The following is a 23720-nucleotide window of genomic DNA, read 5'->3' as shown; positions in this document are numbered from 1 at the left end:
GGGGGCAAAACGGAAAAAGCAGAAACTTCCGATTAACGCTGCGACCAACGCTACCAAATGCTGAAAGATCTGCCGCTTCGGCCCGGTTCAGCTGCTCCTGGCGAGCGGAAATTCGATCGTCACCTCGAGGCCTGGACCCGGCGTCCGGTTGCGCAGCCGCAGTGCGCCGCGATACCGGCCGACGAGCCGCTGCACGATCGCCATGCCGAGCCCGGTTCCGTTCGCCTGCGTGCGCGCCGAATTGACACGGTAGAACGGTCGTGTGACAAGCGCGAGTTGGTCTTCCGGAATGCCAGGCCCTTCGTCGACGACGGACAGCTCGACGCGCGAATGCGATACGCGCGTTTCGAGAATGACGTGCGGAATGCCGTCCTCTTCGCTCAGCCCGTACTTGCGCGCGTTCTCGATCAGATTGCCGACCACGCGCCGGATATCGGTTTCGTCCGCTTCGATGACGGCCGAGGGCGCGAGGCGCGTAATCAGCCGGATTCCATCCTCGGTCGACATTCGCGCCGCCAGCTCTCCCGCGATGACCGACAGATCGACGGGCTCGGGCATCCGCTGCACCGGGCGCGCGTAATCGAGGAAGCGCCCGATGATCATATCCATCTGTTCGATGTCGTCGATCATTGCGTCTTTGGTCGTCTGATCGGACGGGCTCATCTCCGTCTCGAGCCTTAAGCGAGCAAGCGGCGTGCGCAGATCATGCGAGATGCCGGCGAGCATCAGCGCGCGGTCGGCTTCGAGCTGATCGAGATCGCGCACCATCTGGTTGAAGCTTCGATTGGTTTCGGCTGCCACGCCGAGGCCGCGTTCGGGTAGTTGCTCCGGCGCCTGCCCGGAACCGACCCTGCGTGCCGCCATCGCGAGACGCGCGAACGGCCGGTTCACGAGGCTCGTGATGAACGCCGCGCCGAATAGCGATAGCGCGAGCGCGAATATGCCCCAGCCGGCCCATTGCAGGCCCGTTACGTTATCGAGCTGATCGCGATCGAGCGCGACCCAGTAATCGTCGTCGTCGATCTTGAAGCTGATCCAGACGCCGGGGATGTCGTTTACCGACTGCGCGATGATCGTATCGTCGCCAAGCCGCCCGCGGATGTCGTGCTCGATCAGACGGTTTAGCGATTCGTCCGGCTGCAGCTTGTATTTATCGGTGGTTTCGCGCGGATACACGCGCACGCCTTCGTTGCTCTCGAGATCTTGCAGAAGCGCGCGACGAAGATCGGGATCGGAGTAGAGCAATGCGGTGCGCGTGAGCTTCACGATCGCGACGAGCTGCAGCGCGACCCGCTGTGCACGCGGCTCGCGCTCGATCACGCGAAAGCTCTGAAACCATGCGGCGAGACTGACCGCGATCAACAGCGCGATCAGCAGAAACGTCCGCCAGAAGAGGCCGCCGAACGCGAGCGTCAGGAGGCGCCGGTCGATCCGCATGCGGCCTTCTTATCGAAGAACAGACTCCACGCAGCGAGCAAATTCAGGCCGCGCCGTCAGGAATGAACACGTATCCGAGACCCCAGACGGTCTGGATAAAGCGGGGACTGCCCGGATCCGGTTCGATCAGCTTGCGCAGACGTGAAATCTGCACATCGAGACTGCGATCGAAGACTTCGTATTCGCGGCCACGCGCGAGCTCCATCAGTTTTTCGCGCGACAGCGGCTGGCGCGGATGGCGGGCGAACACCTTCAATACCGAGAACTCGCCGGTGGTGAGCGGGATTTCCTGGCCGGCCTTCGTGAGCGTTCGCGTGGCGAGATTCAGCGCAAACTCGCCGAACTCGAATACTTCGGACGTCTCGGACGGCGCGCCCGGCAATTCGGACGGCGACTGGCGCCGCAGCACCGCATGAATGCGCGCGACGAGTTCGCGGGGGTTGAACGGTTTGGGCAGATAATCGTCCGCACCCATCTCGAGGCCGACGATGCGGTCGACGTCCTCGCCCTTCGCCGTCAGCATGATGATCGGCGTGCGGTCGTTGCTGCCGCGCAGCCGGCGGCAGATGGAGAGCCCGTCCTCGCCAGGCAGCATCAGGTCGAGCACCAGCAGATCGAAGCGCTCGCGAACCCAAAGCTTGTTCATCGACGGCGCGTTCTCCGCGACATATACGTTGAAACCCTGCTCGCCAAGGTAGCGGCGCAGCAGATCGCGCAAGCGCGGGTCGTCGTCGACGACGAGGATTTTCGAAGGGTTTTTGGTTTCCATGGTCGGCATCTTAGCGCGATTACAAAGGGGAACGCCTTTGAGGCATTTATCGAGTAACAGTCAGTTACAAAATTTACCCGGCCTGTGGCACGGCGTAAAGCGGGCGCGCTTACACTCCTTTACTGTTTGCGCCTGTTCGGTAGATACTTCACAAGACCAAAACTTTCGCGCCCGGTTTTTGCCGGAATCACCATACGCATTTGAGGAAGCCGGTTGCTGCGTCACGAAGGGAACAAGATGAAGGGAGGGGTTTGGCCGAACGTGCGCCTGAGCATGATTGCGCTGGCAGCAGCGAGCGCGTTCGCGGCCGTTTTGAGCCCACCTGTGTTTGCCGATCCCCCGCCAGTTGCCGACCGCGCCGCTCCTCCTCATCCCGCTTCACGTCCCGCACGTCCTGAACCGCATTCGCGTTCACGGACCTACCATTCGCAGCGCAAACCGCCTGCAGAAACACCGGCTTCCGACCCGATCGTGCGCACGGCAGTGCCGCCCGACCTCGATCAACGCCGTCGCGATGGCCATATGACACCCGAAGAACGACGGCTGTTGCGGCAGCACATCGAAGACGCGGTACGCGAACTGTACAAGCGCTGACTGTGTTTCTTAAGCGGGGCTTGCCTACCGGGCGTATGTTGTTTGCCGGTTGGCGGGCAATGCCTCTTCGATAACGGAGCGAGACACGGCATGAAGCGACGCGAGTTCCTTTCGACGGCGGCCGCTGCTGCAGCAGCGTTTGCGTTGCCACCCATGTCGTTCGGCGCTGCGCTGATGCGCGCGGGAAATTCTGGTTCGGGCTGCATCGATGTCTCGACGAACGCTATTTCAACGTCTGCGGCCAGCGGTCGCAAACTGCTTGTCCTGGTCGAACTCAAAGGCGGCAACGACGGGCTCAATACGGTCGTGCCCTATGCCGACCCGCTCTACTATCAACTGCGTCCACGTGTCGCAGTGAGTCGCGACACGGTACTGCCAATCAGCGAACGCGCGGCACTGCATCCGGCGCTCGATCCGTTGATGCCGCTCTGGCAAAACGGTCAACTTGCCATCGTGCAAGGGCTCGGCTATCCGCAATTCAATCTGTCGCACTTTCGCGCGACGGAGATCTGGGACACCGCGTCCGACGCGCATCGGTATTTGCGCGAGGGCTGGGTTGCGCGCGCGTTTGCGCAAGCCGGAGCGGACCACGCGATGTGCGGCGGGGGTCTCGTCGTCGGTAGTGCGGAGTTCGGGCCGCTTGCCGGTGCTTCACATATCGCAACGGCGCCAATGCCATCGTCGCTCGGTGCGGTGCTCGGTGCGCAAGGCAAGCCTGATGCCGCGGTGATTCGGATCACATTGAACGGCTTCGACACGCATTTCAATCAGCGCGAGCGGCATGCAGCGCTGCTCGCGCAGCTCGCTCGAGGCATCGACGCGTTGCATGCGGCGCTGCTCGAACTGGGTCTCTGGGATGACACGCTTGTCATGACCAGCTCGGAGTTCGGTCGGCACCCTCGTGAAAACGATAACGGCGGCACGGAGCATGGCAGCAGCGCGCCTCACTTCGTGCTCGGCGGCCGGGTGCGCGGCGGTCTGTACGGCGCGCCGCCGTCGCTGTCGCAACTGGATGGGAACGGCAATCTGCCGATGGCGGTCGACTTCAGATGTCTTTATGCGACCGTGCTGCGGTCGTGCTGGGGATGCGATGCGGCCGTCGTGCTCGAACGCTACTTCGAGCCGCTGCCTCTACTGCGTGTCTGAGGCCTGCGTGTCCGAGAAGTTAAAGACGTCAAGGAGATGGAAGACGTCGGGAGCCGATGGGCGAAGCCCATCGGGTTTTCATGCGCTTTCTGGTGCGAGGAGCGGGACTCGAACCCGCACACCCTTGCGGGCGTCAGGACCTAAACCTGGTGCGTCTACCAATTTCGCCATCCTCGCCGCCGGGCGCATCGCGCCCGATGTTTTTGTCGCCCCGACAAAAAATGCCGGGGCGCAAAAGCCAGTGCGTGTTCTCGTCGTGATTGCTGGGTTTTTGCCAGTCTTCTACCGCATCGTGCACCGACACGGCATGGTCGAAAGCGTGAGCGCGAGATTCTACCCGATCGGCATGCGCTTGTCTGCAACTTGCGATCGCGCGCAATGCTACAATTTTCGACTCGCCAAGCGGGGCGACGCGGCGGCATCGGGGCGCCTGCCTTGCCGGCGTCCACTTCGGTACGCTTCGCCCGGTCATCACCCTTTACGCAACATCGCGCCCAAACCGCACCGACACTGCCATCCCGTGAATTTCGACGACTATTGCCAGCAGAAAGCGGCGCCTCCCGGGTCGAGCATCTACTACGCGCTCAGACAAGCGCCGGTTGCGCGGCAGCCGCTGCTTACTGCGCTCTTCGCGCTGCGTCGCGAGTTCGAAGAAACGGTAAAGGAAACGAGCGATCCGACCGTCGGCCGCACGAAGCTTGCATGGTGGCACAAGGAAGCCGCCGCGCTTGCGGCTGGCGAGCCGTCGCATCCGGTGTCGAAGGCGCTGGCCGCGCACTGGCCGGGCGTTCACACCGAGTACCCGGCGCTACAGACACTGCTTGCCGGCTTCGAGATGGATCTTGATCAGGCCCGCTACCTCGACTACCCGAATCTGCGCCGCTATGTCGATAGCGTCGGCGGCACGTTTGCGTCGGTGGTCGCGCGCGCGACCGCGAAAGATCCGCAGGCGGCGGCAAGCTGGGCGGCGCCGCTCGGGCAGGCATTGATGCTCGCGCAGTTTGTCGTCGAGTTGGGCAACGATGCGCGTCATGGCCGCATCTATATCCCGATCGACGAGATGCAGCGCTTCAATGTGACGGCCGCTGACCTGATCAACCGCCGGTATAGCGAAGCATTCACCGACCTGATGCGCTTTCAGACCACGCGCGCTCGCGACGCGATCGATACCGCGCTTGCAGCGCTGCCCGGCGCCGAACGTCGCTCGCAGCGCACGCTGCGCGCGCTCGCCGCGCTTGCGCTTGCGCTGCTCGATGAGATCGAGCGCGACGGGTATCAGGTGCTGCATCAGCGCATTGCGTTGACGCCGATCCGCAAGCTGTGGGTCGCGTGGCGCGCCGCGCGGCGCGGCTGAGCGGCGCTGCGCGCGGTTCGGTCGCGCGGTTCGGTCGCGCGGTTCGGTCGCACTGCCCGGCATCGCGTGCGGGCCGCTAACCGACTCCATCCAGTTCACAGAATTCACGCGCAACGTCCTTAACGGATGACGCGTTCGTCTGCGACGCGCTACCCAATCGCACCCGAGGGACTTCGATGGACTGGAAAGACATTGCCAACGCTGTCGGCAAGGCGGCGCCGATTCTCGGCACGGCGCTCGGCGGCCCGATCGGCGGACTGGCCGGCGCGCTCGTTGCAAGCGCGCTTGGCACCGAGAACACGCCCGATGCGGTCAGCAAGGCGCTCGAGGCCGACCCGGCATCGCTTGAAAAACTCAAGGAAGCCGAACTCGCGAACAAGACCCAGATGCAGCAACTGCTCGTGCAGCAGGAGCAGAACCGCATGCAGTTCTCGCTGAACTCCTATCAGGCCGAAGCGGCCGACCGCGACAGCGCGCGCAAGCTTGCCGCGCAGCAGCCAAAAGACTTCATGCGGCCGCTGCTTGCCATCGTGCTGATGGCGCTGACCACTTACATCGTGTGGGCGGTGCTCGGCGGCCACGCTTATGACGAGATCAAGGACACGACCGCCGCGCTGACGATCGGCACGCTAATCGGTTACGTGCTCAGCGAAGCGAAACAGGTGCTCGGCTTCTATTTCGGCATGACCCAGGACAGCGCGCACACGAATGCGGTGGTACGCGATTTTGCCGTTTCGCCGGGCAGCGTCACGCGGCTGTCGGCATTGCCGGGAACGGAATCCGAGCCCGAATCCGCATCGACAAAAAACCCCGCATGACGCGGGGTTGAATGCGGTCACATCTCGTGAATCACATCGCGCGAACTGCACCGACGATCAGCGATGGCAGCGACGCTCCCAATGATGATGGACGCGCACCTTGTGGCACACTTCGTGATGGTGGTCGTAAGCGAATGCGGACGAGATGCTGCCCATTCCGGCCGCGACGGCAACCAGCGCCAGTAAAACCTTCTTCATCCTGAGTCCTCTGAAAATCAAATAACGGGAAGGGGGTCAACATGCTAACAAGCGTGTATTACGATTTGCTGAAAGTACGTTGAAGAACAGGTCGCGTGCAGTTCGCATTTTCGTTGCGCGTGCAACCAGTTTGGCCTATGCTGCGGCGACCGCAACGCCAGCCGCGCGCGAGCCGTCTGCTTGATGCTCGCGATGCACATGGTCCGTTGGCGAATGGGCGTTCCCGGCCTGGCAGACATTTTCTGGTCAATCTTCCGGCTCGCATTGCGCCGAACACCGAACGAATGCGTGGAATCTCGTGAGTATCGTTTGCAGAACCGGGCGCAGAATCGCGTGCGGCCGCGGTCCCTCCAATCGCGCCTGCGAAGTGCAACCCGGTGTCGCAACGCTGGGCACGGCGCGTGCAATCACCGACCATATCGCCGCGCGCAACACGTGCGATGCACTGGCATCCGATTCGCGCCAGGGCGTGGGCGCCGATCTCTTGCATGCGTTGCGAGGCAGATCGATCGTATCGATGCGTCATACAAGGAGTGATACGCGATGAGTTCCGAGTCGCAATCCATCCACGCGGCAGCGCAGCGAGCCGTCCGACAGCCCGTTCGCACGGCGGTTGTCGGCGCGGGCGCGATCGGCGGTCTGATCGCAGCGGCGGCGGTGCGCGCCGGCCATTCGGTTAGCGTGCTCGCGCGCGGCAAGACGCTCGATGCGTTGCGCACGGACGGGCTCAGGGTGATCGACGGCTCCTGCGAATCCGTCGTGCGCGTGAATGCCGGCGATGCGCCGGATGCGTTCGATGTGCAGGACTACGTCGTGATTGCGCTCAAGGCGCAGACGCTGCCTGCCATTGCCGCGAGTTTGCAGCCAATGATCGGGCCGCGCACCGCGATCGTTGCCGCGATGAACGGCTTGCCCTGGTGGTTCACTCACGGCTTCGCCGGGCCGCTCGATAACCAGATCATCGAGGCCGTCGATCCGGGGGGCAGCGTGTCGGCGGCCTTGCCGCCGACACGCTCGATCGGCTGCGTCGTGCATCTGTCTTCATCGACCGACGCGCCGGGCGTCGTGCGCCGCGGACGTGGCAACCAGTTGATCGTCGGCGCGCCGGATGGCAATCCCAATAGCCTGATGAGCGAGCAGGCAACCATGTTCGCGGATGCGATGCGCATCGGCGGTTTCGATGTCGTGCTGTCCGAAGCGATTCGCACCGACATATGGACGAAGCTGTGGGGCAACATGAACATGAATCCGCTGAGCGCGTTGACCGGCTCGACCGCGGACCGTCTGCTCGACGATCCGCTGACGCACGCGCTCGTGCTGCGGATGATGGAAGAGGCCGCGTCGATCGGCACGCGGCTCGGGCTGTCGGCGGGCATGAGTCCGCCCGAACGTCTCGCGATCACGCGCAAGCTCGGCGCGTTCAGGACGTCGATGCTGCAGGACTTCGAAGCAGGCCGCCCGCTCGAAGTCGAGCCCATTCTCGGGGTGTTTCCGGAACTGGGCCGCAAGCTCGATGTGCCGACGCCGTTTTGCGATGCGGTGCTCGGATTGCTGCGGCAACGAGCGGCGAATAGTGGGCTTTGAACGACAGCGGGGTTTGAACGACGCGACCTGAAGCAGAAAGCCTGGCCGCGTCTCTACGGTTCGTTGCGCTCGAGCGCTGCATCGATGACCTTGTCGAGTGTCGCGCCGAGCATCGCTTTTTCGCGTTCGTCGAGGCAGTCGAACAGATCGCTGTTCCACTTGCGCGCGATCGGCATCACCTTGCGATAGAGCGCGCGTCCTTCGGTGGTCAGCGAAACGAGCACGACCCGTCCGTCGTCGTCGCTGGCTTCGCGTTGCACGAGCCCCTGCTTGATCAGCGCTTCAGCGGCCCGGCTCGCCTGACTTTTGTCGAGATTTGCATGGCGCGCGAGGTCCATGATCGAAAACGGACCGAACGAGCCAACCGATGCAATCACGCGCGCCTCAGGCAACGTCACGCCAAGCTTCTCCAGATAACGATCACTGATGCCGCGCTCGGAGAGTTTGTTGAGTATGTGCAGACGATACGTCAGAAACTGCTCGAGTCCGGCTTTATCGGAGGCCTTCATGGTCTTCCTGTTGGGAGTGAATGCGGTCGTAGCGCTGTGATTGTTGCCGCATCCGCTGCGCGGGTCAACGCATGCCGCGCATGTCGTATCGCAGACGCGTCAATTGCTCGGCTTCGTTCGCGAGCAAACGCGCCGCGTCGCGTATCGCGGTCTCGAGTGTGATCGGTCCAGGCGCGGGCGAAAAGCATCCACTGAAGTGTTCCGTGAGTCGTGGTAGCGCCGCCGGATCGATCGCGCCTGAAAGCAGCGTAGCAGGCACGCCGGCCGCCCGCGCATGGCGGCATGCGATGAAAGGCGCCTTGCCGTGCAGCGTTTGCACATCCGAGCGGCCTTCGCCGGTAATGAGCCAGTCCGCGCCCTGCAAGGCATCGTCGAGACCGATTTGCCGCGCGACCACTTCGGCGCCCGGTTCGAACTGCGCGCCGAGCATATGCAGCGCGAAGCCGAGGCCGCCGGCCGCGCCCGCGCCTGGCAGGTTGCGTGCGTTGCGCGCAAGCGCCGGCTCGAGCAGATCGGCAAAGCGGGCGAGGGCGGCGTCGAGCGCGATGACCTGATCGGGCTTCACGCCTTTTTGCGGGCCGAACACCGCGGTTGCGCCATGGTCGCCGGTGAGCGGGTTGTCGACGTCGGACATGCCGATGAAGGCGGCTTCGGCAAGCCGCGCGTCGAGTTGCGATGCATCGACGCGCGTGGCGAGCGCGAGCCGCTGCGGCGTCGGTTCGAGTTCGTTGCCGTGTGCATCGAAAATCTTGAGGCCAAGGCCGACTAGCAGACCCGCGCCGCCGTCGTTGGTGCTGCTTCCGCCGAGTGCGACATAGAAGCGGCGCACGCCTTCGTCGAGCAGTGCGCGTATCGCTTCGCCCATGCCGCGCGTGCTGCGGTCTTCGACCGGCACGCCCATGCCGACCGGATCGGTAATGCCCACCACTTCCGCCGTTTCGATGATCGCGCTGCCGTCGCCGACGAGACCCGTCGCCGCATCTCGCGCTGTGCCGGCCGCGCCGCGCACGGTCAGCATGCGGCGCTCGCCGCCGCGCGACAGCATCGCGTCGAGCGTGCCTTCGCCGCCGTCGGCCATCGGGCAAATGCGAATGTTCGCGTCCGCGCGCGCGCGGCGGATGCCGTCGGCGATCGCCTGTGCGACTTCTTCGGCGTTCAGCGAGCCTTTGAACGAATCGGGAGCGATGACAACAACGGGCGCGGCGTGAGGCGCGGACGACGGATTAGGCATGATGTCTCTTCGTGATTTGAGTTGTGGCCGGAGTGCGCAGCACGGACGATGATTGACAGGCCGGCTTGCCCGACCGCGTCCGCTAGCTTAGCAGCATGGCGCCCGCGACTGAATAGGCCGGACGGCATAGCGCGCATCGCCGCGCGAACGCAGGTTGCGCGAAGCGATGAAAGACGCTGCATAGGATTGCGCGATGGGTTCGCGAAGTTCTTCTGGCCCACACAGGAACACGTGAAGAACATCGGGCACGCGCGGTCGCAGTCCGGTTGCGCAAACCGTCTGCGAGCCGGCCGCAAAATGACCGGCAAACGCCGCCGTTGTCCGCTCGACGTCGATTCGCAGTGGGCGGCGCAAATAGTTTGGTAAAATATTTGGCTCTCTGACCCAAACTGCGTCCGCGCGAGGCGTGCAGTCCGCAGCGTGCAACCGATTCGCCACCCGGGTGTCTCACACGCGTGCAGTCGGCAACAGATCGGCACCAGGCCGGCGCCGCGCTGGTTCGGGCTGGTGTGCAAGCGATGAGAACGAGGAGCGACGCCGAAGCGGTACTCGATGTTCAAGAGTGTCGGCAATTCGGACGTCGGCGGAAGGCGCAGAAAAGATAACTGATTCGCTCGAATAATTTTAGGACGATTGAAGCCATGGCTAACGTTGTTGAGAACCTCGGCAAGCTCGAACGCCGCGTGACGATTTCCCTGCCGAAGGACGCCGTGCAGAAAGAAGTGGATTCGCGCATCCGTCAACTGGCGAAGAATGTGCGCATGCCCGGCTTCCGTCCGGGCAAGGTGCCGCTCAAGATGGTCACTCAGCAGTACGCCGGCCAGGTCGAAGCCGAAGTGCTGAGCGACAAGGTCGGCAAGGAATTCTTCGACATCAGCCGTGCGGAGAATCTGCGCGTGGCCGGTCAGCCGAGCTTCGCCCCGAAGACCGATGCGGACGAGAGCGCGTACGCGTTCGACGCGACCTTCGAGGTTTATCCGGAAGTGCAGCTCGGCGACGTGGCGACCGCCGAAATCGAGCGCACCACGACCACGATCAGCGATGCTGAAATCGATCGCACGCTCGACATCCTGCGCAAGCAGCGCGTGCACTATCACGCGCGCGGCGAAGCCGGCGCGCATGGCGACGGCGGCGCGGACACGGCGGCCAAAGACGGCGACCGCGTAACGGTCGACTTCGTCGGCAAGCTCGATGGCGCTGCATTCGAGGGCGGCAGCGCGGAAGACTTCGCGTTCGTGCTCGGTGAAGGCCGGATGCTGCCGGAATTCGAAAAGGCCGCACTCGGTCTGAAAGTCGGCGAATCGCGCGAATTCGATCTCAAGTTCCCGGACGACTATCACGGCAAGGAAGTGGCCGGCAAGACCGCGCAATTCACGATCACGATGAAGAAGATCGAGTGGCCGCATCTGCCCGAGATCGACGCCGAGTTCGCAAAGTCGCTCGGCATCGAAGACGGCGATCTCACGAAGATGCGCGGCGAGATCAAGGATAATCTCGAGCGCGAAGCGAAGCGCCGTACGCAGGCTGTCGTGAAGAATCAGGTCATGGACGCGCTGCTCAAGATCTCCGAACTCGACGTGCCGAACGCGCTCATCGAACAGGATCAGCAGCGTCTCGTCGAAATGGCGCGCCAGGATCTCGTGCAACGTGGCGTGCCGAACGCGCAGAACGCGCCGATTCCGGGTGAAATGTTCAAGGAGCAGGCGGAGCGTCGCGTGAAGCTCGGCCTCGTGCTCGCCGAGCTCGTGAAGGCGAACGACCTGCAGGCGAAGCCCGAGCAGATTCGCGCCGAAGTGGACGAGTTCGCGAAGAGCTACGAAGACCCGAAGGAAGTCGTCCGCTGGTATTATTCGAATCAGCAACGTCTCGCCGAGATGGAAGCGTTCGTCGTCGAATCGAACGTCGTCGATTTCGTGCTCAGCAAGGCGAAGGTGACGGATAAGGAAGTGAGCTTCGAAGAGCTGGCAAGCGCAACGGCGCAACAGGCTTAAGCGTTGCTGCTACGGCGTGCCGGCTGTCCGAGCGACAGCTGCACGCCGTTTTTGCTTTCTGGTTTTTTGTTGTCCGCCTGATACTTGAATAGCGCTTACGCAGCACTCACCTGTCCAGTACTTATTTCCAGACAAGGATCCATTGCATGACCTTCCGCGCTCAAATGCTGGACACGTTGACTTCCCAGACGCTGACCTCGCAGTCGAGGGATCGGGATCTCGAAGCGCAGGCGCTCGGTCTCGTGCCGATCGTCGTTGAAACGAGCGGCCGTGGCGAGCGCTCGTACGACATCTACTCGCGTCTCCTGAAAGAGCGCGTGGTGTTCCTCGTCGGCGAAGTGAACGATCAGACCGCGAACCTCGTGATCGCGCAGCTGTTGTTCCTCGAGAGTGAAAACCCGGACAAGGACATCAGCTTCTACATCAACAGCCCCGGTGGGTCGGTGTCGGCCGGCATGGCCATCTACGACACGATGCAGTTCATCAAGCCCGATGTGTCGACGTTGTGCATGGGTCTTGCCGCGAGCATGGGTGCGTTTCTGCTTGCAGCCGGCGCCAAGGGCAAGCGTTTTGCCCTGCCCAATGCACGCGTGATGATTCACCAGCCGCTCGGCGGCGCGCGTGGCCAGGCATCGGATATCGAAATCCAGGCCCGTGAAATCCTGTATTTGAAGGAACGGCTGAATCAACTACTGTCCCATCACACGGGTCAGCCGGTCGAACGTATTCAGCGCGATACGGACCGCGACAACTTTATGTCCGGTGACGACGCGCAGGCGTACGGCCTCGTTGACCAGGTGCTGCACAAGCGTCCTTGAGCGGCGTCTTCAGGCGCGGCGTCCCTGAGTCAGGTAACTGAGTCAGATACGGGCGTCGCCGATCCGGCGCGTTTTTTCCGCAAATAGGGGAAAGAGCGCCCGGTAAAAGCGTTGTGAAATAATAAGACCCGTCTGATCGCCTGCGGCAAACGCCGTCAGCATTTGCACATTGGTCCGCCTCGGAGTGAGGGCGGGGCAAACGGCGTATCATGTTATTCGGAGTGTCCGGAGGCTTACATATCTATGGCGGACAAAAAAGGTTCGAACAGCGAGAAGCTGTTGTATTGCTCGTTTTGCGGCAAGAGTCAGCATGAGGTCAAGAAGCTGATCGCTGGCCCGTCGGTATTCATCTGCGATGAATGTATCGACCTGTGCAACGAGATCATCCGTGACGAAGCAGCGGGCGCGGGACTCGAAACCGGTATGTCGAAGTCAGATTTACCGAGTCCGCAAGAAATCCGCGAAATTCTCGATCAGTACGTAATCGGCCAGGAACGCGCGAAAAAAATTCTCGCGGTCGCCGTCTACAACCACTACAAGCGTCTGAAGCATCTCGACAAGAAGGACGAAATCGAGCTGTCGAAGAGCAACATCCTGCTGATCGGCCCGACCGGTTCCGGCAAGACGCTGCTTGCCCAGACGCTTGCTCGCCTGCTCAACGTTCCGTTCGTGATTGCGGACGCAACGACGTTGACCGAAGCGGGCTACGTCGGTGAAGACGTCGAAAACATCATCCAGAAGCTGCTGCAAAACTGCAACTACGAAGTCGACAAGGCGCAGCGCGGCATCGTCTATATCGACGAAATCGACAAGATCAGCCGCAAGTCGGACAACCCGTCCATCACGCGCGACGTGTCGGGCGAGGGCGTGCAGCAGGCACTGCTGAAACTTGTCGAAGGCACGATGGCGTCGGTGCCGCCGCAAGGCGGTCGCAAGCACCCGAACCAGGATTTCATCCAGGTCGATACGACCAATATCCTGTTTATTTGCGGTGGCGCGTTCGACGGCCTCGAAAAGGTGATCGTCGACCGCACCGAAAAGACTGGCATCGGCTTTGGCGCGAGCGTGAAGAGCAAGCAGGATCGAGACGCGGGCGAAGTGCTGCGCGACGTCGAGCCGGAAGATCTGATCAAATTCGGGTTGATTCCTGAATTGATCGGCCGGTTGCCGGTGGTGGCGACGCTCGGCAAGCTCGACGAAGCGGCATTGATGAAAATTCTCGTTGAACCGAAGAATGCTCTCGTCAAGCAATACCATAAGCTCTTCAACATGGAACGCGTGGAACTGGAAATCCGGCCGGCTGCGCTACAGGCGGTTGCCCGCAAGGCGATCCGCCGCAAGACGGGCGCTCGCGGCCTGCGTTCGATTCTGGAACAGGCGTTGCTCGACGTCATGTACGAATTGCCGACAATGAAAGGCGTCAGCAAGGTCATCATCGACGACAACGTGATCGACGGCGACGGCAAGCCGCTGTTGATCTATGAAGACGCACCGAAGGTTGCAGGTTCGAATTGATCGGCGCTTCCCGATTTTTGAGAAAAAGCCGTTCATGGCGACGTGAACGGCTTTTTTCGTTTATCTTGTGGTCAGGCTGGACTGTTTTTTTGGTGTCACTGAACTTTTCTCCACACGCGTAGGCTTGCAATCCTTTCTCGCGGCCTTAATTACCGAACGAAACTGATTCCACTCATGGGGAAATGAAATGTCAGGAACCCAACTCCTCCCGCCGGAACGCGTCACGCTCCCGCTGCTCCCGCTGCGAGACGTAGTCGTCTTTCCGCACATGGTGATTCCGCTCTTCGTCGGGCGGCCTAAGTCGATCAAAGCGCTCGAAGCGGCGATGGAAGGCGGCAAGCACATCATGCTTGTTGCCCAGAAAACGGCGGCCAAGGACGAACCCACCGAAAAGGACATGTACGAAGTAGGATGCGTCGCGAACATCCTGCAAATGTTGAAGCTGCCCGACGGCACGGTGAAGGTGCTCGTCGAAGGTTTGCAGCGCGCCAAGACGCTGTCGATCGAAGAACAGGAAACGCAGTTCTCGTGCGAAGTCATGCCGCTCGAGCCCGATCATGCGGACAGCGCCGAGACCGAAGCGCTGCGCCGTGCGATCGTCTCGCAGTTCGACCAGTACGTGAAGCTGAACAAGAAGATCCCGCCGGAAATCTTGACATCGCTGTCGGGCATCGACGAAGCAGGCCGTCTCGCCGATACGATTGCCGCGCACCTGCCGCTCAAGCTCGATCAGAAGCAGCACATCCTCGAGATGTTCCCGGTCATCGAACGCCTCGAGCATCTGCTCGCGCAGCTCGAAGCTGAAATCGACATCTTGCAGGTCGAAAAGCGCATCCGCGGGCGCGTCAAGCGTCAGATGGAAAAGAGCCAGCGCGAGTACTACCTGAACGAGCAGGTCAAGGCGATCCAGAAGGAACTGGGCGAAGGCGAAGAGGGCGCGGATCTCGAAGAACTCGAGAAACGCATCACCGCCGCGCGCATGCCGAAGGAAGCCAAGAAGAAGGCTGACGCCGAGCTCAAGAAGCTGAAGCTGATGTCGCCGATGTCCGCTGAAGCGACCGTGGTGCGCAACTATATCGACACGCTGATCGGCTTGCCGTGGCGCAAGAAGAGCAAGGTCAACAATGACCTGTCGAATGCGGAGCGCGTGCTCGACGAAGACCACTTTGGTCTCGAGAAGGTGAAGGAACGGATTCTCGAGTACCTCGCGGTCCAGCAACGCGTGGACAAGGTGAAGGCGCCGATCCTGTGCCTCGTTGGGCCGCCGGGCGTTGGCAAGACATCGCTCGGGCAGTCGATTGCGCGCGCAACGAATCGCAAGTTCGTGCGTATGGCGCTTGGTGGCGTGCGCGATGAAGCCGAGATTCGCGGCCACCGTCGTACGTATATTGGCTCGATGCCGGGCAAGATCCTGCAGAGCCTGACGAAGGTCGGCGTGCGCAATCCGCTCTTCCTGCTCGACGAAGTCGACAAGATGGGCATGGATTTCCGCGGCGATCCGTCGTCGGCGCTGCTCGAAGTGCTCGATCCCGAGCAGAACCACACGTTCGCCGATCACTACGTCGAAGTCGACTTCGATCTGTCGGACGTGATGTTCGTCGCGACGTCGAACTCGCTGAACATCCCGCCGCCGTTGCTCGACCGGATGGAAGTGATCCGTCTGTCGGGTTACACGGAAGACGAGAAGGTCAGCATTGCGCAACGTTACCTGTTGCCGAAGCAGAAGAAGAACAACGGTCTGCGCACTGGCGAGATCGAAGTGACCGAAGGCGCGATCCGCGACATCATTCGCTACTACACGCGTGAAGCGGGCGTGCGTTCGCTCGAGCGCGAAGTGTCGAAGATCTGCCGCAAGGTCGTCAAGATGTTGCTGCTGAAGAAAGCGGACGGGGCGGTCGTCGTCGATAGCGGCAACCTCGACACGTTCCTCGGCGTGCGCAAGTACGACTTCGGTCTGGCCGCGAAGGAAAACCAGACCGGCCAGGTCACGGGTCTTGCATGGACCGAAGTGGGCGGCGATCTGCTGACGATCGAAGCGGCGGTCATGCCGGGCAAGGGCAACGTGATCCGCACGGGTTCGCTCGGCGACGTGATGAAGGAGTCGGTCGAAGCGGCACGTTCGGTGGTGCGCTCGCGTTCGCGTCGTCTTGGCATCAAGGACGAGGCGTTCGACAAGCAGGACATCCACATCCACGTGCCCGAAGGCGCGACGCCGAAGGACGGTCCGTCCGCCGGTATTGCGATGACGACGGCGCTCGTGTCGGTGCTGACCGGCATTCCGGTGCGCGCCGATGTCGCGATGACGGGTGAAATCACGCTGCGTGGCGAAGTGCTGCCGATCGGCGGGCTCAAGGAAAAGCTGCTCGCGGCGCATCGTGGTGGCATCAAGCTCGTGCTGATTCCGGAAGAGAACGTCAAGGATCTGACCGAGATCCCGGACAACGTGAAGAACGCGATCGAAATCGTGCCGGTCCGCTGGATCGACAAGGTGCTCGAACTCGCGCTCGAGCGTACGCCGGCGCCGCTGCCCGAGGAAGAACCGAAGCCGGCTACGCCTGTGGGTGAAGCGGCAACGGAATCCGGCGCGGCCAGCGAGGTCGTCAAGCACTAAGACTAAGCTGGCTAGAGCAGATGGAAGCTGACGTAAGCTGACGTAAGCGAAAGCCTCAAGCCAAACCCGCGGCTCATGCCGCGGGTTTTTTATTTTCTGCTTACAGCCGCGCACTGGTTTTCATAGTCACCGGTGTCAAACGTTTGCACTTCCGCGAGGCCCGATGCGATCAGTTGCGATCGTATCGACCGGGTCGCAAAAATCTGTCACGAAAACCCTGTAAAAAACCGCCAGGAATTGGGCGCAACCCCGGTTGACACGGCGGTTTCGGCTCATTCTAATAAACGGCCCGGCGTATTTGCCGGGCCGTTTTATAAGCGAGCGCATTACAGGCGCATTAACGATTGCCAACAACATTCTCGGGGGTTGGAATGAATAAAACGGAATTGATCGACCACATCGCCGAACAAGCAGATATTTCGAAAGCGGCGGCAGGACGCGCGCTCGATGCCATGATCGGTGGCGTCAAGGGCACGTTGAAAAAGGGTGGCTCGGTCACGCTGGTCGGCTTCGGCACTTTCGCGGTCGGCAAACGCACCGCGCGCACGGGTCGCAATCCGCGTACGGGCGCGGCCATCAAGATCAAGGCGGCCAAGGTGCCGAAATTTAGGCCTGGTAAAGCTCTGAAGGATGCGTTAAACTAGCTGGCTCTCTGGTTGAGGGTGAAAGGCTGCTGAAGGATGCAATCCTTCAAGCGTGTCCTGCTAACACCGGTTGGTGAAAACCAATAGCAACCAGTAGCGAACGGCGGTACGTGGCACATACATGGCAAATGAGTCATGGCAAATGAGACATGGCACATGAGTCGCACGTCGCGTATCACGGAACGGGTGCTTAGCTCAGTTGGTAGAGCGGCGCCCTTACAAGGCGTAGGTCGGGAGTTCGAGCCTCTCAGCACCCACCAGTTCCAGTCGTCGCAGGCATTGAGCAGTCCCACTGAGCAATCAGTCGGTAACAAGGAGTGGTAGTTCAGTCGGTTAGAATACCGGCCTGTCACGCCGGGGGTCGCGGGTTCGAGTCCCGTCCACTCCGCCAGCATCCTAGCAAGGCGAACTGCGAGGCGAACTCCGGTTCGCCTTTTTTGTTGTCCGCTGTTGTACTATCGGGCGTTCCGTTTTTCGGCCACCCCGTTCTTGCAACCCTGTCCACGGGATTTCCTTTGGACTGTTTCCGCGCTTGAAAGCATGCTCGATTTTTTCCGCAATCACCAACGTCTGATGATGTTCATGCTCGTGCTGGTCATCCTGCCGGGCTTGGGCTTCGTTGGCATCCAGGGCTTCCGCGGGTTCTTTGACGAGAGCGCGAACGTCGCAAGCGTCAACGGACACAAGATCACCCGCGCCGAATACGACAACTCGATGCGCATGCAACTCGATCGCGCGCGTCAGATGCTCGGCAACCAGTTCGACTCGAAGGCGTTCGACACGCCGGAGCGCCGCAAGGAGATGCTCGACGGCATGATCCAGCAGCGCGTGCTCGCCGATGAAACGCAGCGCTTGCATTTGACGGTTTCCGACGATGCGCTGCGCCGTGCGCTGATGAACGACCCCGTCATCGCATCGCTGAAAAAGCCTGACGGCACGATCGATCTCGATCGCTACAAGCAGTTGCTCGCGATGCAGGGCTTGACGCCCGATCAGTATCAGGAGCAGGTCCGCTACGGCATGGCCATGCAGCAGTTGCCGGCGGCGATCCAGAGCACGGCCTTCGTGCCGAAGGCGCTCGCGCAGCGTCTGACCGAACTCGCCGAGCAGCAGCGCGAAGTGCAGGGTCTCGCGTTTCGCGCGCAGGACTACGCGTCGAAAGTGCAGCCGACCGACGCGCAACTGCAGTCGTTCTACGACGCGCATGAGAGCGAGTTCCAGACGCCCGCCACAGCGACGATCGAATACGTCGTGATGTCGCCGGCTGCGCTCGCGGCCGCTACGCAGCCGACCGACGCGGACCTCAAGAAGTACTACGAAGACAACATCGCGCACTACCGCACCGAAGGCGAAGTGCGCGCGAGCCACATCCTGATCACGGCGCCGAAGGACGCGAGCGCAGCCGACAAGGACAAGGCGAAGCAGAAGGCCGAACAGATTCTCGCCGAAGTGAAGGCGCATCCCGACCAGTTCGCCGCGATCGCGCAGAAGGAATCGCAGGATCCGGGCTCGGCATCGAAGGGCGGCGACCTCGGCTACTTCACGCGCGGCATGATCGCGGGCGGCAAGGCCTTCGACGATGCGGTGTTCGGCCTCAAGAAGGACGAGATCAGCGGCATCGTGCAAACCGACTTCGGCTATCACATCATCAAGGTGACCGACGTGAAGCCGGCCGTCACGAAACCATTCGACGACGTCAGGCAGGCCATTCAGAAGGACGTGCAGGCGCAGCAGGCCGCGAAGATGTTCAGCGACGATTCGGAGGGCTTCACGTCGATCGTCTATGAACAGGCGAAGAGCCTCAAGCCCGCAGCCGACAAATACAAGCTGCAGGTTCAGACGGCCACCGTCACCGATCATCCGAATCCGGCGCTGCCGGCCGACAGCCCGCTCAACAATCCGAAGTTCCTCGCAGCTGTGTTCGCGAGCGACTCGGTCAAGGACCGCAACAACACGCAGGCGATCGACGTGGGCAACAGCACGCTGATCTCCGCGCACGTGACCGACTTCAAGCCGGCCGAAGTGCCGTCGCTCGACAAGATCAAGGATGCGGTTCGACAAAAGGTGATTGCGCAACAATCGGCTGAGCTCGCACAGAAGGACGGCGAAGCGAAGCTCGCCGATCTGCAGAAGTCGAAATCGACGGCGGGTTTCTCGTCGGCATTGAAGGTGTCGCGCAATGATCCGCAAGGCGTGCCGCCGGTTGCATTGAGCGCAATTTACAAAGTCGATGCGCAGAAATTGCCGGCCTACGTGGGGGTCGATCTCGGCAGCGATGGTTATGCGATCTATCGCGTGAATTCGATCGTGCCGCCGGCAGCGGTGGATCCGCAGCATCTGGCGGCCGCGCAGCAGCAGATCGCGCAGGTCGATGCGCAAGCGCAAATGCAGGCGTATTTCGATGCACTGCGTGCGCGTTCGAAGATCAAGTTGTACGGCACGCTCGATAGCGCGCAAACGTCGCCGAGCAGCGAATAACGCTCGACGGCGGACACAGGCATGCGCACATGCGTCTCCTGAGTCCATGCCTCGCCCAAGAAAAAGCCCCGCATTTGCGGGGCTTTTTCTTTTCCTCGGGTACTTCTAGTACTTCTTCGAATCGTCGGGCGATACGCGCGACGCGCGTTACGGTTACAGGCAGCCGCTGATATCGCTGGTATCTGCCGTGCCGCCGCTTGCACCCGGGCGGAAACCTACCCACGTTCCCGAACCTTGGTACGACGGACGCACGAGTGCGGCCGAGCCGCTGGGCGGTTGCTGACCAGGCGCATATACGTCCATGGCCCGATCCCATGCGAGCGTGTTCTGCGTCACGACCTGTTGTTGCGACTTGTCGGCCCATTTCTGCGCAATGCACTTGCCGACGGCTGCGGGAGGTTGCTGGCTCGTGCCGACTGACTGCACACCTGCAGGCGGCTGGGCTGCACAAGCGGAAATCGCCACTGTCAAAGCGATAAGAGGTAAGTGTTTCACGTCATCTCCTTCATAGTCGCTTAAAAAAGAACCGGTTTGCGGAGCCGGCGATAGTGTCGGATAGACCTCATCCAGGCACGTTCCCCAATATTAGGAAACAAGATGTCAGCGTGCTGTTCACCGCGTCGAAGTTGTGCGAAGAAGCGGTTTCACGGCCGGCCACACGTTGTCGAGTAGCAGGGGCTGTGCCTGCTGAGTCGGATGGATCTGATCGGCCTGAAACATATCGGGTTTGCTCTCGATGCCGGCGAGCAGAAACGGCACGAGCGGCACATGAAACTCGCTCGACAACGCGACGTACATGCCGTGGAACTTTTGTGTGTAGTCGGGACCGTAATTAGGCGGAACGTACATGCCGATCAGCACGACCTTCGCATGCGCCTGCTGCGACTGTTCGATGATCGTACGCAGATTGTCTTTGGTCGTTGAAAGCGGTACACCGCGCAGTGCGTCGTTGGCGCCCAGTTCGACAATCACGATAGCGGGCTTCAACCGCTCGAGCAGCACCGGCAAGCGCGCCCGGCCGCCGCTCGTGGTATCGCCGCTGATGCTTGCGTTCGCAACGCTATAATCGAGCCGCTGGTCGGCGAGACGCTGCCGCATCAGTTGCACCCAGCCCGTATCGCGCGGCAGGCCGTACTCGGCGGAGAGACTGTCGCCGAGCACGACGATGACCGGCCTGGCCGCAACCGTGGGCTTGTTCGCGGGCGCATTGGTCTGTGTAAATCTGGCAGATGCGGTGGCTGATGCAGCGGGAGTCGCACCGGTCGTCGCACCGGTAGTCGCAGCAGAAGCGGCATCGGCATGAGCCGCGAAGCTCGCGACCAGCACGACAGGCGTCACACGAGCGGCGATCAGCGCGGCCTGACAAAGCGCATGCACTTTCAACCTACGCTTCAACATGCAAAACAAATCCGATCCAGTCATCGAAGTGCGGGGTTTGACGAAGAAGGTTAAGGACGCAACAGGCGAGCTGACGATACTCGACAGCATCGATCTGTCGATCGAAGCCAGCAGCCGTGTGGCGATCGTGGGTGCATCGGGGTCGGGCAAGTCCACGCTGCTCGGCTTGCTCGCGGGATTGGACAGCGCGACCTCGGGGTCGGTTCGTTTGCTTGGCCGTGAGTTATCCGAACTCGACGAAGACGGGCGTGCGGCCTTGCGCAGCGGCTCCGTTGGTTTCGTGTTCCAGTCGTTCCAGCTGATGCCGCATCTGACAGCGCTCGAAAACGTCACACTGCCGCTCGAACTGCAAGGCGGCATGGCCGCGCGCGACATCGTCGCGAGGGCGCGAGCGCTGCTCACGCAGGTCGGGCTCGGCGAGCGCATGCGCCACTATCCGAAGCTGCTGTCGGGCGGCGAACAGCAGCGCGTCGCGCTGGCGCGCGCATTCGTCACGCATCCGGCCATTCTCTTCGCCGACGAACCGACCGGCAGCCTCGATGCGGCGACCGGCCACGCGGTCATCGACCTGATGTTCGAGATGAACCGCGCGAACGGCGCGACGCTCGTGCTCGTCACGCATGACATCGAGCTGGCGCGCCGCTGCGATACGACGGTGACGATCGAGGCGGGGCGGCTTGTCTAGCGAGACGCCAGAGAAAGCAGAACGCAAAACAAAAAGCGGGCCATTCGAATCGAAGGCCCGCGTCTTCCATCGAAACCGGCAAATTACTTCTTCAACGCCGCCCGCGCCCGTGCAATCAACGCGGACGTCGACGAATCATGCTTGCCCGCATCGGTGCTGGCCGCCGTCAGATCGGCTTCGACCACCTTGCCGAGAATCTTGCCGAGCTCGACGCCCCACTGATCGAACGAGTTGATGTTCCACACCGTTCCCTGCGTCAGCACCTTGTGCTCGTAAAGTGCGATCAGCGAGCCGAGCGAATGCGCGGTCAGCGCGTCGACGAGGATCGTCGTGGTCGGCCGGTTGCCGGGGAACATGATGTGCGGCACGAGCTGCGGTTTGTCCGGGCCCGCGACCTTTTTCGCCTCTTCCTCGGTGCGGCCGAGCATCATGGCCTCGCTTTGCGCAAAGCAGTTCGCGAGCAGCTTCGGATGATGGTCGGCAAGCGGATGCTCGGGCGTCAGGATCGCGATGAAATCGATCGGCACGATCGTCGGGCCCTGGTGCAGCATCTGGAAGAACGCATGCTGGCCGTTCGTGCCGGGTTCGCCCCATGTCACCGCCGACGTCGCATAGTCGACGAACGTGCCGTCGAGGCGCGCCTGTTTGCCGTTGCTCTCCATCTCGAGCTGCTGCAGATAGGACGGCAGGAAGTGCAGCGCTTCCGAATACGGCGCGACGAGATAGCTCTGCGAACCGAAGAAGTTCCGATACCAGATGCCGATCATGCCGAGCAGCACGGGCAGGTTGCGATCGAGCGGCGCGGTGCGGAAATGCTGGTCCATTTCATTCGCGCCGGCGAGCAGTTCGTCGAAATGCTTCGGTCCGATCGCGATCATGATCGACAGGCCCACCGCGGACCACAGCGAATAGCGGCCGCCGACCCAGTCCCACATCTCGAACACGTTCTCTTTCGCGATGCCGAACTTGACGACTTCGGCGGGGTTCGCGGACACCCCGACGAAATGCTTCGCGAGCTGGCTTTCCGGGCAGCCATTTTGCAGGAACCAGTCGCGCATGGAGCGCGCATTCGTCATCGTTTCGAGCGTCGTAAACGTTTTCGATACGACGATCGCGAGCGTTTCTTCGGGATCGATGTTCTCGATCACGCGGTACAGATCCGCACCGTCGACGTTCGACACGAAATGCGCGGAGATATCGGGCGACGCGATGTGCTTCAACGCATGCACGACCATCTTCGGCCCGAGGTCGGAGCCGCCGATGCCGATATTGACGATATGGCGAATGCGCTTGCCGGTGTAACCGGTCCAATTGCCGTCGCGCACCTGTGTCGCGAACGCGGCCATCTTCGCGCGCTCGGCCTTGACCTGCGCGTTGAACGGCGCGTTCGGGTCGCTTGCGCGCAAGGCCGTGTGCAGCACCGCGCGGTGCTCGGTCGGATTGACGATCTCGCCCGCGAACATCGCGTCGCGGCGCTTCTCGACGCCTGCTTCGCGCGCGAGCTGGACCAGCAGCTTCAGCGTGTCGTCCGTGATGCGGTTCTTCGAAAAGTCGGCTGCGATGCCGCCGCCCGAGTACGTGAAGCGTTCAGCGCGGGTCGGGGCAGGGTCGTTCTCGGGTTTGAACCAGTCACGCATCCGTGCATCGCGAATCTGTTCGTAATGCGCTTGCAGTGAGGTCCAGGCGGGAAAAGTGATCTTGGTCATAACCGTCCGTCAAACGAAGGGGCACGAAGGGAGACGGCGCGCCCGGCAGGTGCGTTCCGGGAATCGCGGCAGCGCGCCGTCGACGCATGCAGTCACTCAGTATAGCGGCGCACGATCGCGCTGTTCAGCGTGGGCGCTGGAGCCCCAGATAACGGGACATCGACGGACCCGAGGCGCAGCGCGACGCCCAATGCTCAATGCCCGGCCTAGCCGCACCGATGCGCGGATGCCGGG

At 61.8% G+C, this 23720-nt stretch carries 20 protein-coding genes and 3 tRNA genes; 14 read left to right on the top strand and 9 right to left on the bottom strand.

Features of this window, described 5'->3' with window-relative positions; translation table 11 throughout:
• Positions 1-87: 87 nt before the first annotated feature.
• Positions 88-1437: an ATP-binding protein gene (locus BTO02_RS12325; protein ID WP_075157274.1), complete on the bottom strand. Its 1350-nt coding sequence runs from the start codon at positions 1435-1437 to the stop codon at positions 88-90.
• A gap of 43 nt (positions 1438-1480) precedes the next feature.
• Positions 1481-2215 (bottom strand): osmolarity response regulator transcription factor OmpR, encoded by a 735-nt coding sequence (ompR, locus tag BTO02_RS12320; protein WP_007585880.1) that lies wholly within the window; start codon positions 2213-2215, stop codon positions 1481-1483.
• A 228-nt stretch (positions 2216-2443) separates the two neighbouring features.
• On the opposite strand from ompR, the gene BTO02_RS12315 reads away from it, so the two are divergent.
• Together BTO02_RS12315 and BTO02_RS12310 are read left to right on the top strand one after the other, a co-directional pair.
• The gene (locus tag BTO02_RS12315) at positions 2444-2800 is read left to right on the top strand and encodes a hypothetical protein (RefSeq protein ID WP_075158819.1); all 357 of its coding nucleotides are present in this window, start codon (positions 2444-2446) and stop codon (positions 2798-2800) included.
• A gap of 90 nt (positions 2801-2890) precedes the next feature.
• Positions 2891-3946: a DUF1501 domain-containing protein gene (locus BTO02_RS12310; RefSeq protein WP_075157273.1), complete on the top strand. Its 1056-nt coding sequence runs from the start codon at positions 2891-2893 to the stop codon at positions 3944-3946.
• Positions 3947-4036: 90 nt separating this feature from the next.
• Here BTO02_RS12310 and BTO02_RS12305 read toward each other — a convergent pair.
• Positions 4037-4123: transfer RNA gene (locus BTO02_RS12305), tRNA-Leu, on the bottom strand.
• 343 nt (positions 4124-4466) lie between these two features.
• Between BTO02_RS12305 and hpnD the strand changes: the two genes are divergently transcribed.
• Entirely contained in the window at positions 4467-5300 is an 834-nt protein-coding gene (gene hpnD, locus BTO02_RS12300; protein WP_075158818.1) for a presqualene diphosphate synthase HpnD, read from the top strand.
• Between the two features lie 176 nt (positions 5301-5476).
• A complete protein-coding gene (locus BTO02_RS12295; protein ID WP_075157272.1) occupies positions 5477-6118 on the top strand; it encodes a hypothetical protein in 642 nt (213 codons plus the stop codon).
• 57 nt (positions 6119-6175) lie between these two features.
• Here BTO02_RS12295 and BTO02_RS34775 read toward each other — a convergent pair whose 3' ends face one another.
• Positions 6176-6316 (bottom strand): hypothetical protein, encoded by a 141-nt coding sequence (locus BTO02_RS34775; RefSeq protein ID WP_198039138.1) that lies wholly within the window; start codon positions 6314-6316, stop codon positions 6176-6178.
• A 543-nt stretch (positions 6317-6859) separates the two neighbouring features.
• Here BTO02_RS34775 and BTO02_RS12285 point away from each other — a divergent pair.
• The gene (locus BTO02_RS12285) at positions 6860-7900 is read left to right on the top strand and encodes a 2-dehydropantoate 2-reductase (RefSeq protein WP_075157270.1); all 1041 of its coding nucleotides are present in this window, start codon (positions 6860-6862) and stop codon (positions 7898-7900) included.
• A gap of 53 nt (positions 7901-7953) precedes the next feature.
• On the opposite strand, the gene BTO02_RS12280 is transcribed toward BTO02_RS12285, so the two are convergent.
• Together BTO02_RS12280 and BTO02_RS12275 are read right to left on the bottom strand one after the other, a co-directional pair.
• Positions 7954-8409: a MarR family winged helix-turn-helix transcriptional regulator gene (locus BTO02_RS12280; protein WP_075157269.1), complete on the bottom strand. Its 456-nt coding sequence runs from the start codon at positions 8407-8409 to the stop codon at positions 7954-7956.
• Between the two features lie 64 nt (positions 8410-8473).
• On the bottom strand, positions 8474-9640 hold the full coding sequence (locus BTO02_RS12275; RefSeq protein WP_075157268.1) for a glycerate kinase: 1167 nt from the start codon (positions 9638-9640) through the stop codon (positions 8474-8476).
• Positions 9641-10281: 641 nt separating this feature from the next.
• Here BTO02_RS12275 and tig point away from each other — a divergent pair.
• The 8 genes from tig to BTO02_RS12230 all read left to right on the top strand — a co-directional run bounded on the left by tig (position 10282) and on the right by BTO02_RS12230 (position 19697).
• Positions 10282-11631, top strand: a complete 1350-nt coding sequence (gene tig / locus BTO02_RS12265; protein WP_075157266.1) for a trigger factor — start codon at positions 10282-10284, stop codon at positions 11629-11631.
• Between the two features lie 146 nt (positions 11632-11777).
• Positions 11778-12449 carry an ATP-dependent Clp endopeptidase proteolytic subunit ClpP gene (gene clpP / locus BTO02_RS12260; protein ID WP_075157265.1) on the top strand — a complete coding sequence of 224 codons (672 nt, stop codon included), beginning with the start codon at positions 11778-11780 and terminating at the stop codon, positions 12447-12449.
• Between the two features lie 243 nt (positions 12450-12692).
• The gene (clpX, locus tag BTO02_RS12255; protein WP_075157264.1) at positions 12693-13964 is read left to right on the top strand and encodes an ATP-dependent Clp protease ATP-binding subunit ClpX; all 1272 of its coding nucleotides are present in this window, start codon (positions 12693-12695) and stop codon (positions 13962-13964) included.
• Positions 13965-14151: 187 nt separating this feature from the next.
• Positions 14152-16575 carry an endopeptidase La gene (gene lon / locus BTO02_RS12250; RefSeq protein WP_075157263.1) on the top strand — a complete coding sequence of 808 codons (2424 nt, stop codon included), beginning with the start codon at positions 14152-14154 and terminating at the stop codon, positions 16573-16575.
• Positions 16576-16946: 371 nt separating this feature from the next.
• Entirely contained in the window at positions 16947-17219 is a 273-nt protein-coding gene (locus tag BTO02_RS12245; protein WP_075157262.1) for an HU family DNA-binding protein, read from the top strand.
• A 184-nt stretch (positions 17220-17403) separates the two neighbouring features.
• Positions 17404-17479 (top strand) — tRNA-Val (locus BTO02_RS12240).
• Between the two features lie 54 nt (positions 17480-17533).
• A tRNA-Asp gene (locus BTO02_RS12235) sits at positions 17534-17610 on the top strand.
• 149 nt (positions 17611-17759) lie between these two features.
• On the top strand, positions 17760-19697 hold the full coding sequence (locus BTO02_RS12230; protein ID WP_075157261.1) for a SurA N-terminal domain-containing protein: 1938 nt from the start codon (positions 17760-17762) through the stop codon (positions 19695-19697).
• A gap of 153 nt (positions 19698-19850) precedes the next feature.
• On the opposite strand, the gene BTO02_RS12225 is transcribed toward BTO02_RS12230, so the two are convergent.
• Together BTO02_RS12225 and BTO02_RS12220 are read right to left on the bottom strand one after the other, a co-directional pair.
• On the bottom strand, positions 19851-20192 hold the full coding sequence (locus tag BTO02_RS12225; RefSeq protein WP_075157260.1) for a hypothetical protein: 342 nt from the start codon (positions 20190-20192) through the stop codon (positions 19851-19853).
• A 117-nt stretch (positions 20193-20309) separates the two neighbouring features.
• Positions 20310-21095: an arylesterase gene (locus tag BTO02_RS12220; protein WP_232243349.1), complete on the bottom strand. Its 786-nt coding sequence runs from the start codon at positions 21093-21095 to the stop codon at positions 20310-20312.
• Between BTO02_RS12220 and BTO02_RS12215 the strand changes: the two genes are divergently transcribed.
• A complete protein-coding gene (locus BTO02_RS12215) occupies positions 21094-21780 on the top strand; it encodes an ABC transporter ATP-binding protein (RefSeq protein ID WP_075157259.1) in 687 nt (228 codons plus the stop codon). The two genes, BTO02_RS12220 and BTO02_RS12215, sit on opposite strands and share 2 nt — an antisense overlap.
• Before the next feature lie 83 nt (positions 21781-21863).
• Here the strand turns inward: BTO02_RS12215 and pgi are convergent, their stop codons facing one another.
• Positions 21864-23486 carry a glucose-6-phosphate isomerase gene (pgi, locus tag BTO02_RS12210; protein WP_075157258.1) on the bottom strand — a complete coding sequence of 541 codons (1623 nt, stop codon included), beginning with the start codon at positions 23484-23486 and terminating at the stop codon, positions 21864-21866.
• Positions 23487-23720: the final 234 nt, after the last annotated feature.

The organism is Paraburkholderia sp. SOS3, assembly GCF_001922345.1.
In the GTDB taxonomy this organism is placed as follows: Bacteria; Pseudomonadota; Gammaproteobacteria; order Burkholderiales; family Burkholderiaceae; genus Paraburkholderia.
The sequence above is the reverse complement of the archived record's forward strand: the minus strand, read 5'-3'. Positions and strand labels throughout refer to the sequence as shown.

Bases quoted from the DNA above. Each gene is read 5' to 3' on its own strand.
- BTO02_RS12230 (WP_075157261.1), top strand. From the start codon at position 17,760: ATGCTCGATTTTTTCCGCAATCACCAACGTCTGATGATGTTCATGCTC.
- BTO02_RS12315 (WP_075158819.1), top strand. From the start codon at position 2,444: ATGAAGGGAGGGGTTTGGCCGAACGTGCGCCTGAGCATGATTGCGCTG.
- ompR (WP_007585880.1), bottom strand. From the start codon at position 2,215: ATGCCGACCATGGAAACCAAAAACCCTTCGAAAATCCTCGTCGTCGAC.
- pgi (WP_075157258.1), bottom strand. From the start codon at position 23,486: ATGACCAAGATCACTTTTCCCGCCTGGACCTCACTGCAAGCGCATTAC.
- BTO02_RS34775 (WP_198039138.1), bottom strand. From the start codon at position 6,316: ATGAAGAAGGTTTTACTGGCGCTGGTTGCCGTCGCGGCCGGAATGGGC.
- clpP (WP_075157265.1), top strand. From the start codon at position 11,778: ATGACCTTCCGCGCTCAAATGCTGGACACGTTGACTTCCCAGACGCTG.
- tig (WP_075157266.1), top strand. From the start codon at position 10,282: ATGGCTAACGTTGTTGAGAACCTCGGCAAGCTCGAACGCCGCGTGACG.
- clpX (WP_075157264.1), top strand. From the start codon at position 12,693: ATGGCGGACAAAAAAGGTTCGAACAGCGAGAAGCTGTTGTATTGCTCG.
- BTO02_RS12310 (WP_075157273.1), top strand. From the start codon at position 2,891: ATGAAGCGACGCGAGTTCCTTTCGACGGCGGCCGCTGCTGCAGCAGCG.
- lon (WP_075157263.1), top strand. From the start codon at position 14,152: ATGTCAGGAACCCAACTCCTCCCGCCGGAACGCGTCACGCTCCCGCTG.
- BTO02_RS12245 (WP_075157262.1), top strand. From the start codon at position 16,947: ATGAATAAAACGGAATTGATCGACCACATCGCCGAACAAGCAGATATT.
- BTO02_RS12280 (WP_075157269.1), bottom strand. From the start codon at position 8,409: ATGAAGGCCTCCGATAAAGCCGGACTCGAGCAGTTTCTGACGTATCGT.
- BTO02_RS12325 (WP_075157274.1), bottom strand. From the start codon at position 1,437: ATGCGGATCGACCGGCGCCTCCTGACGCTCGCGTTCGGCGGCCTCTTC.
- BTO02_RS12295 (WP_075157272.1), top strand. From the start codon at position 5,477: ATGGACTGGAAAGACATTGCCAACGCTGTCGGCAAGGCGGCGCCGATT.
- BTO02_RS12285 (WP_075157270.1), top strand. From the start codon at position 6,860: ATGAGTTCCGAGTCGCAATCCATCCACGCGGCAGCGCAGCGAGCCGTC.
- BTO02_RS12215 (WP_075157259.1), top strand. From the start codon at position 21,094: ATGCAAAACAAATCCGATCCAGTCATCGAAGTGCGGGGTTTGACGAAG.
- BTO02_RS12220 (WP_232243349.1), bottom strand. From the start codon at position 21,095: ATGTTGAAGCGTAGGTTGAAAGTGCATGCGCTTTGTCAGGCCGCGCTG.
- BTO02_RS12275 (WP_075157268.1), bottom strand. From the start codon at position 9,640: ATGCCTAATCCGTCGTCCGCGCCTCACGCCGCGCCCGTTGTTGTCATC.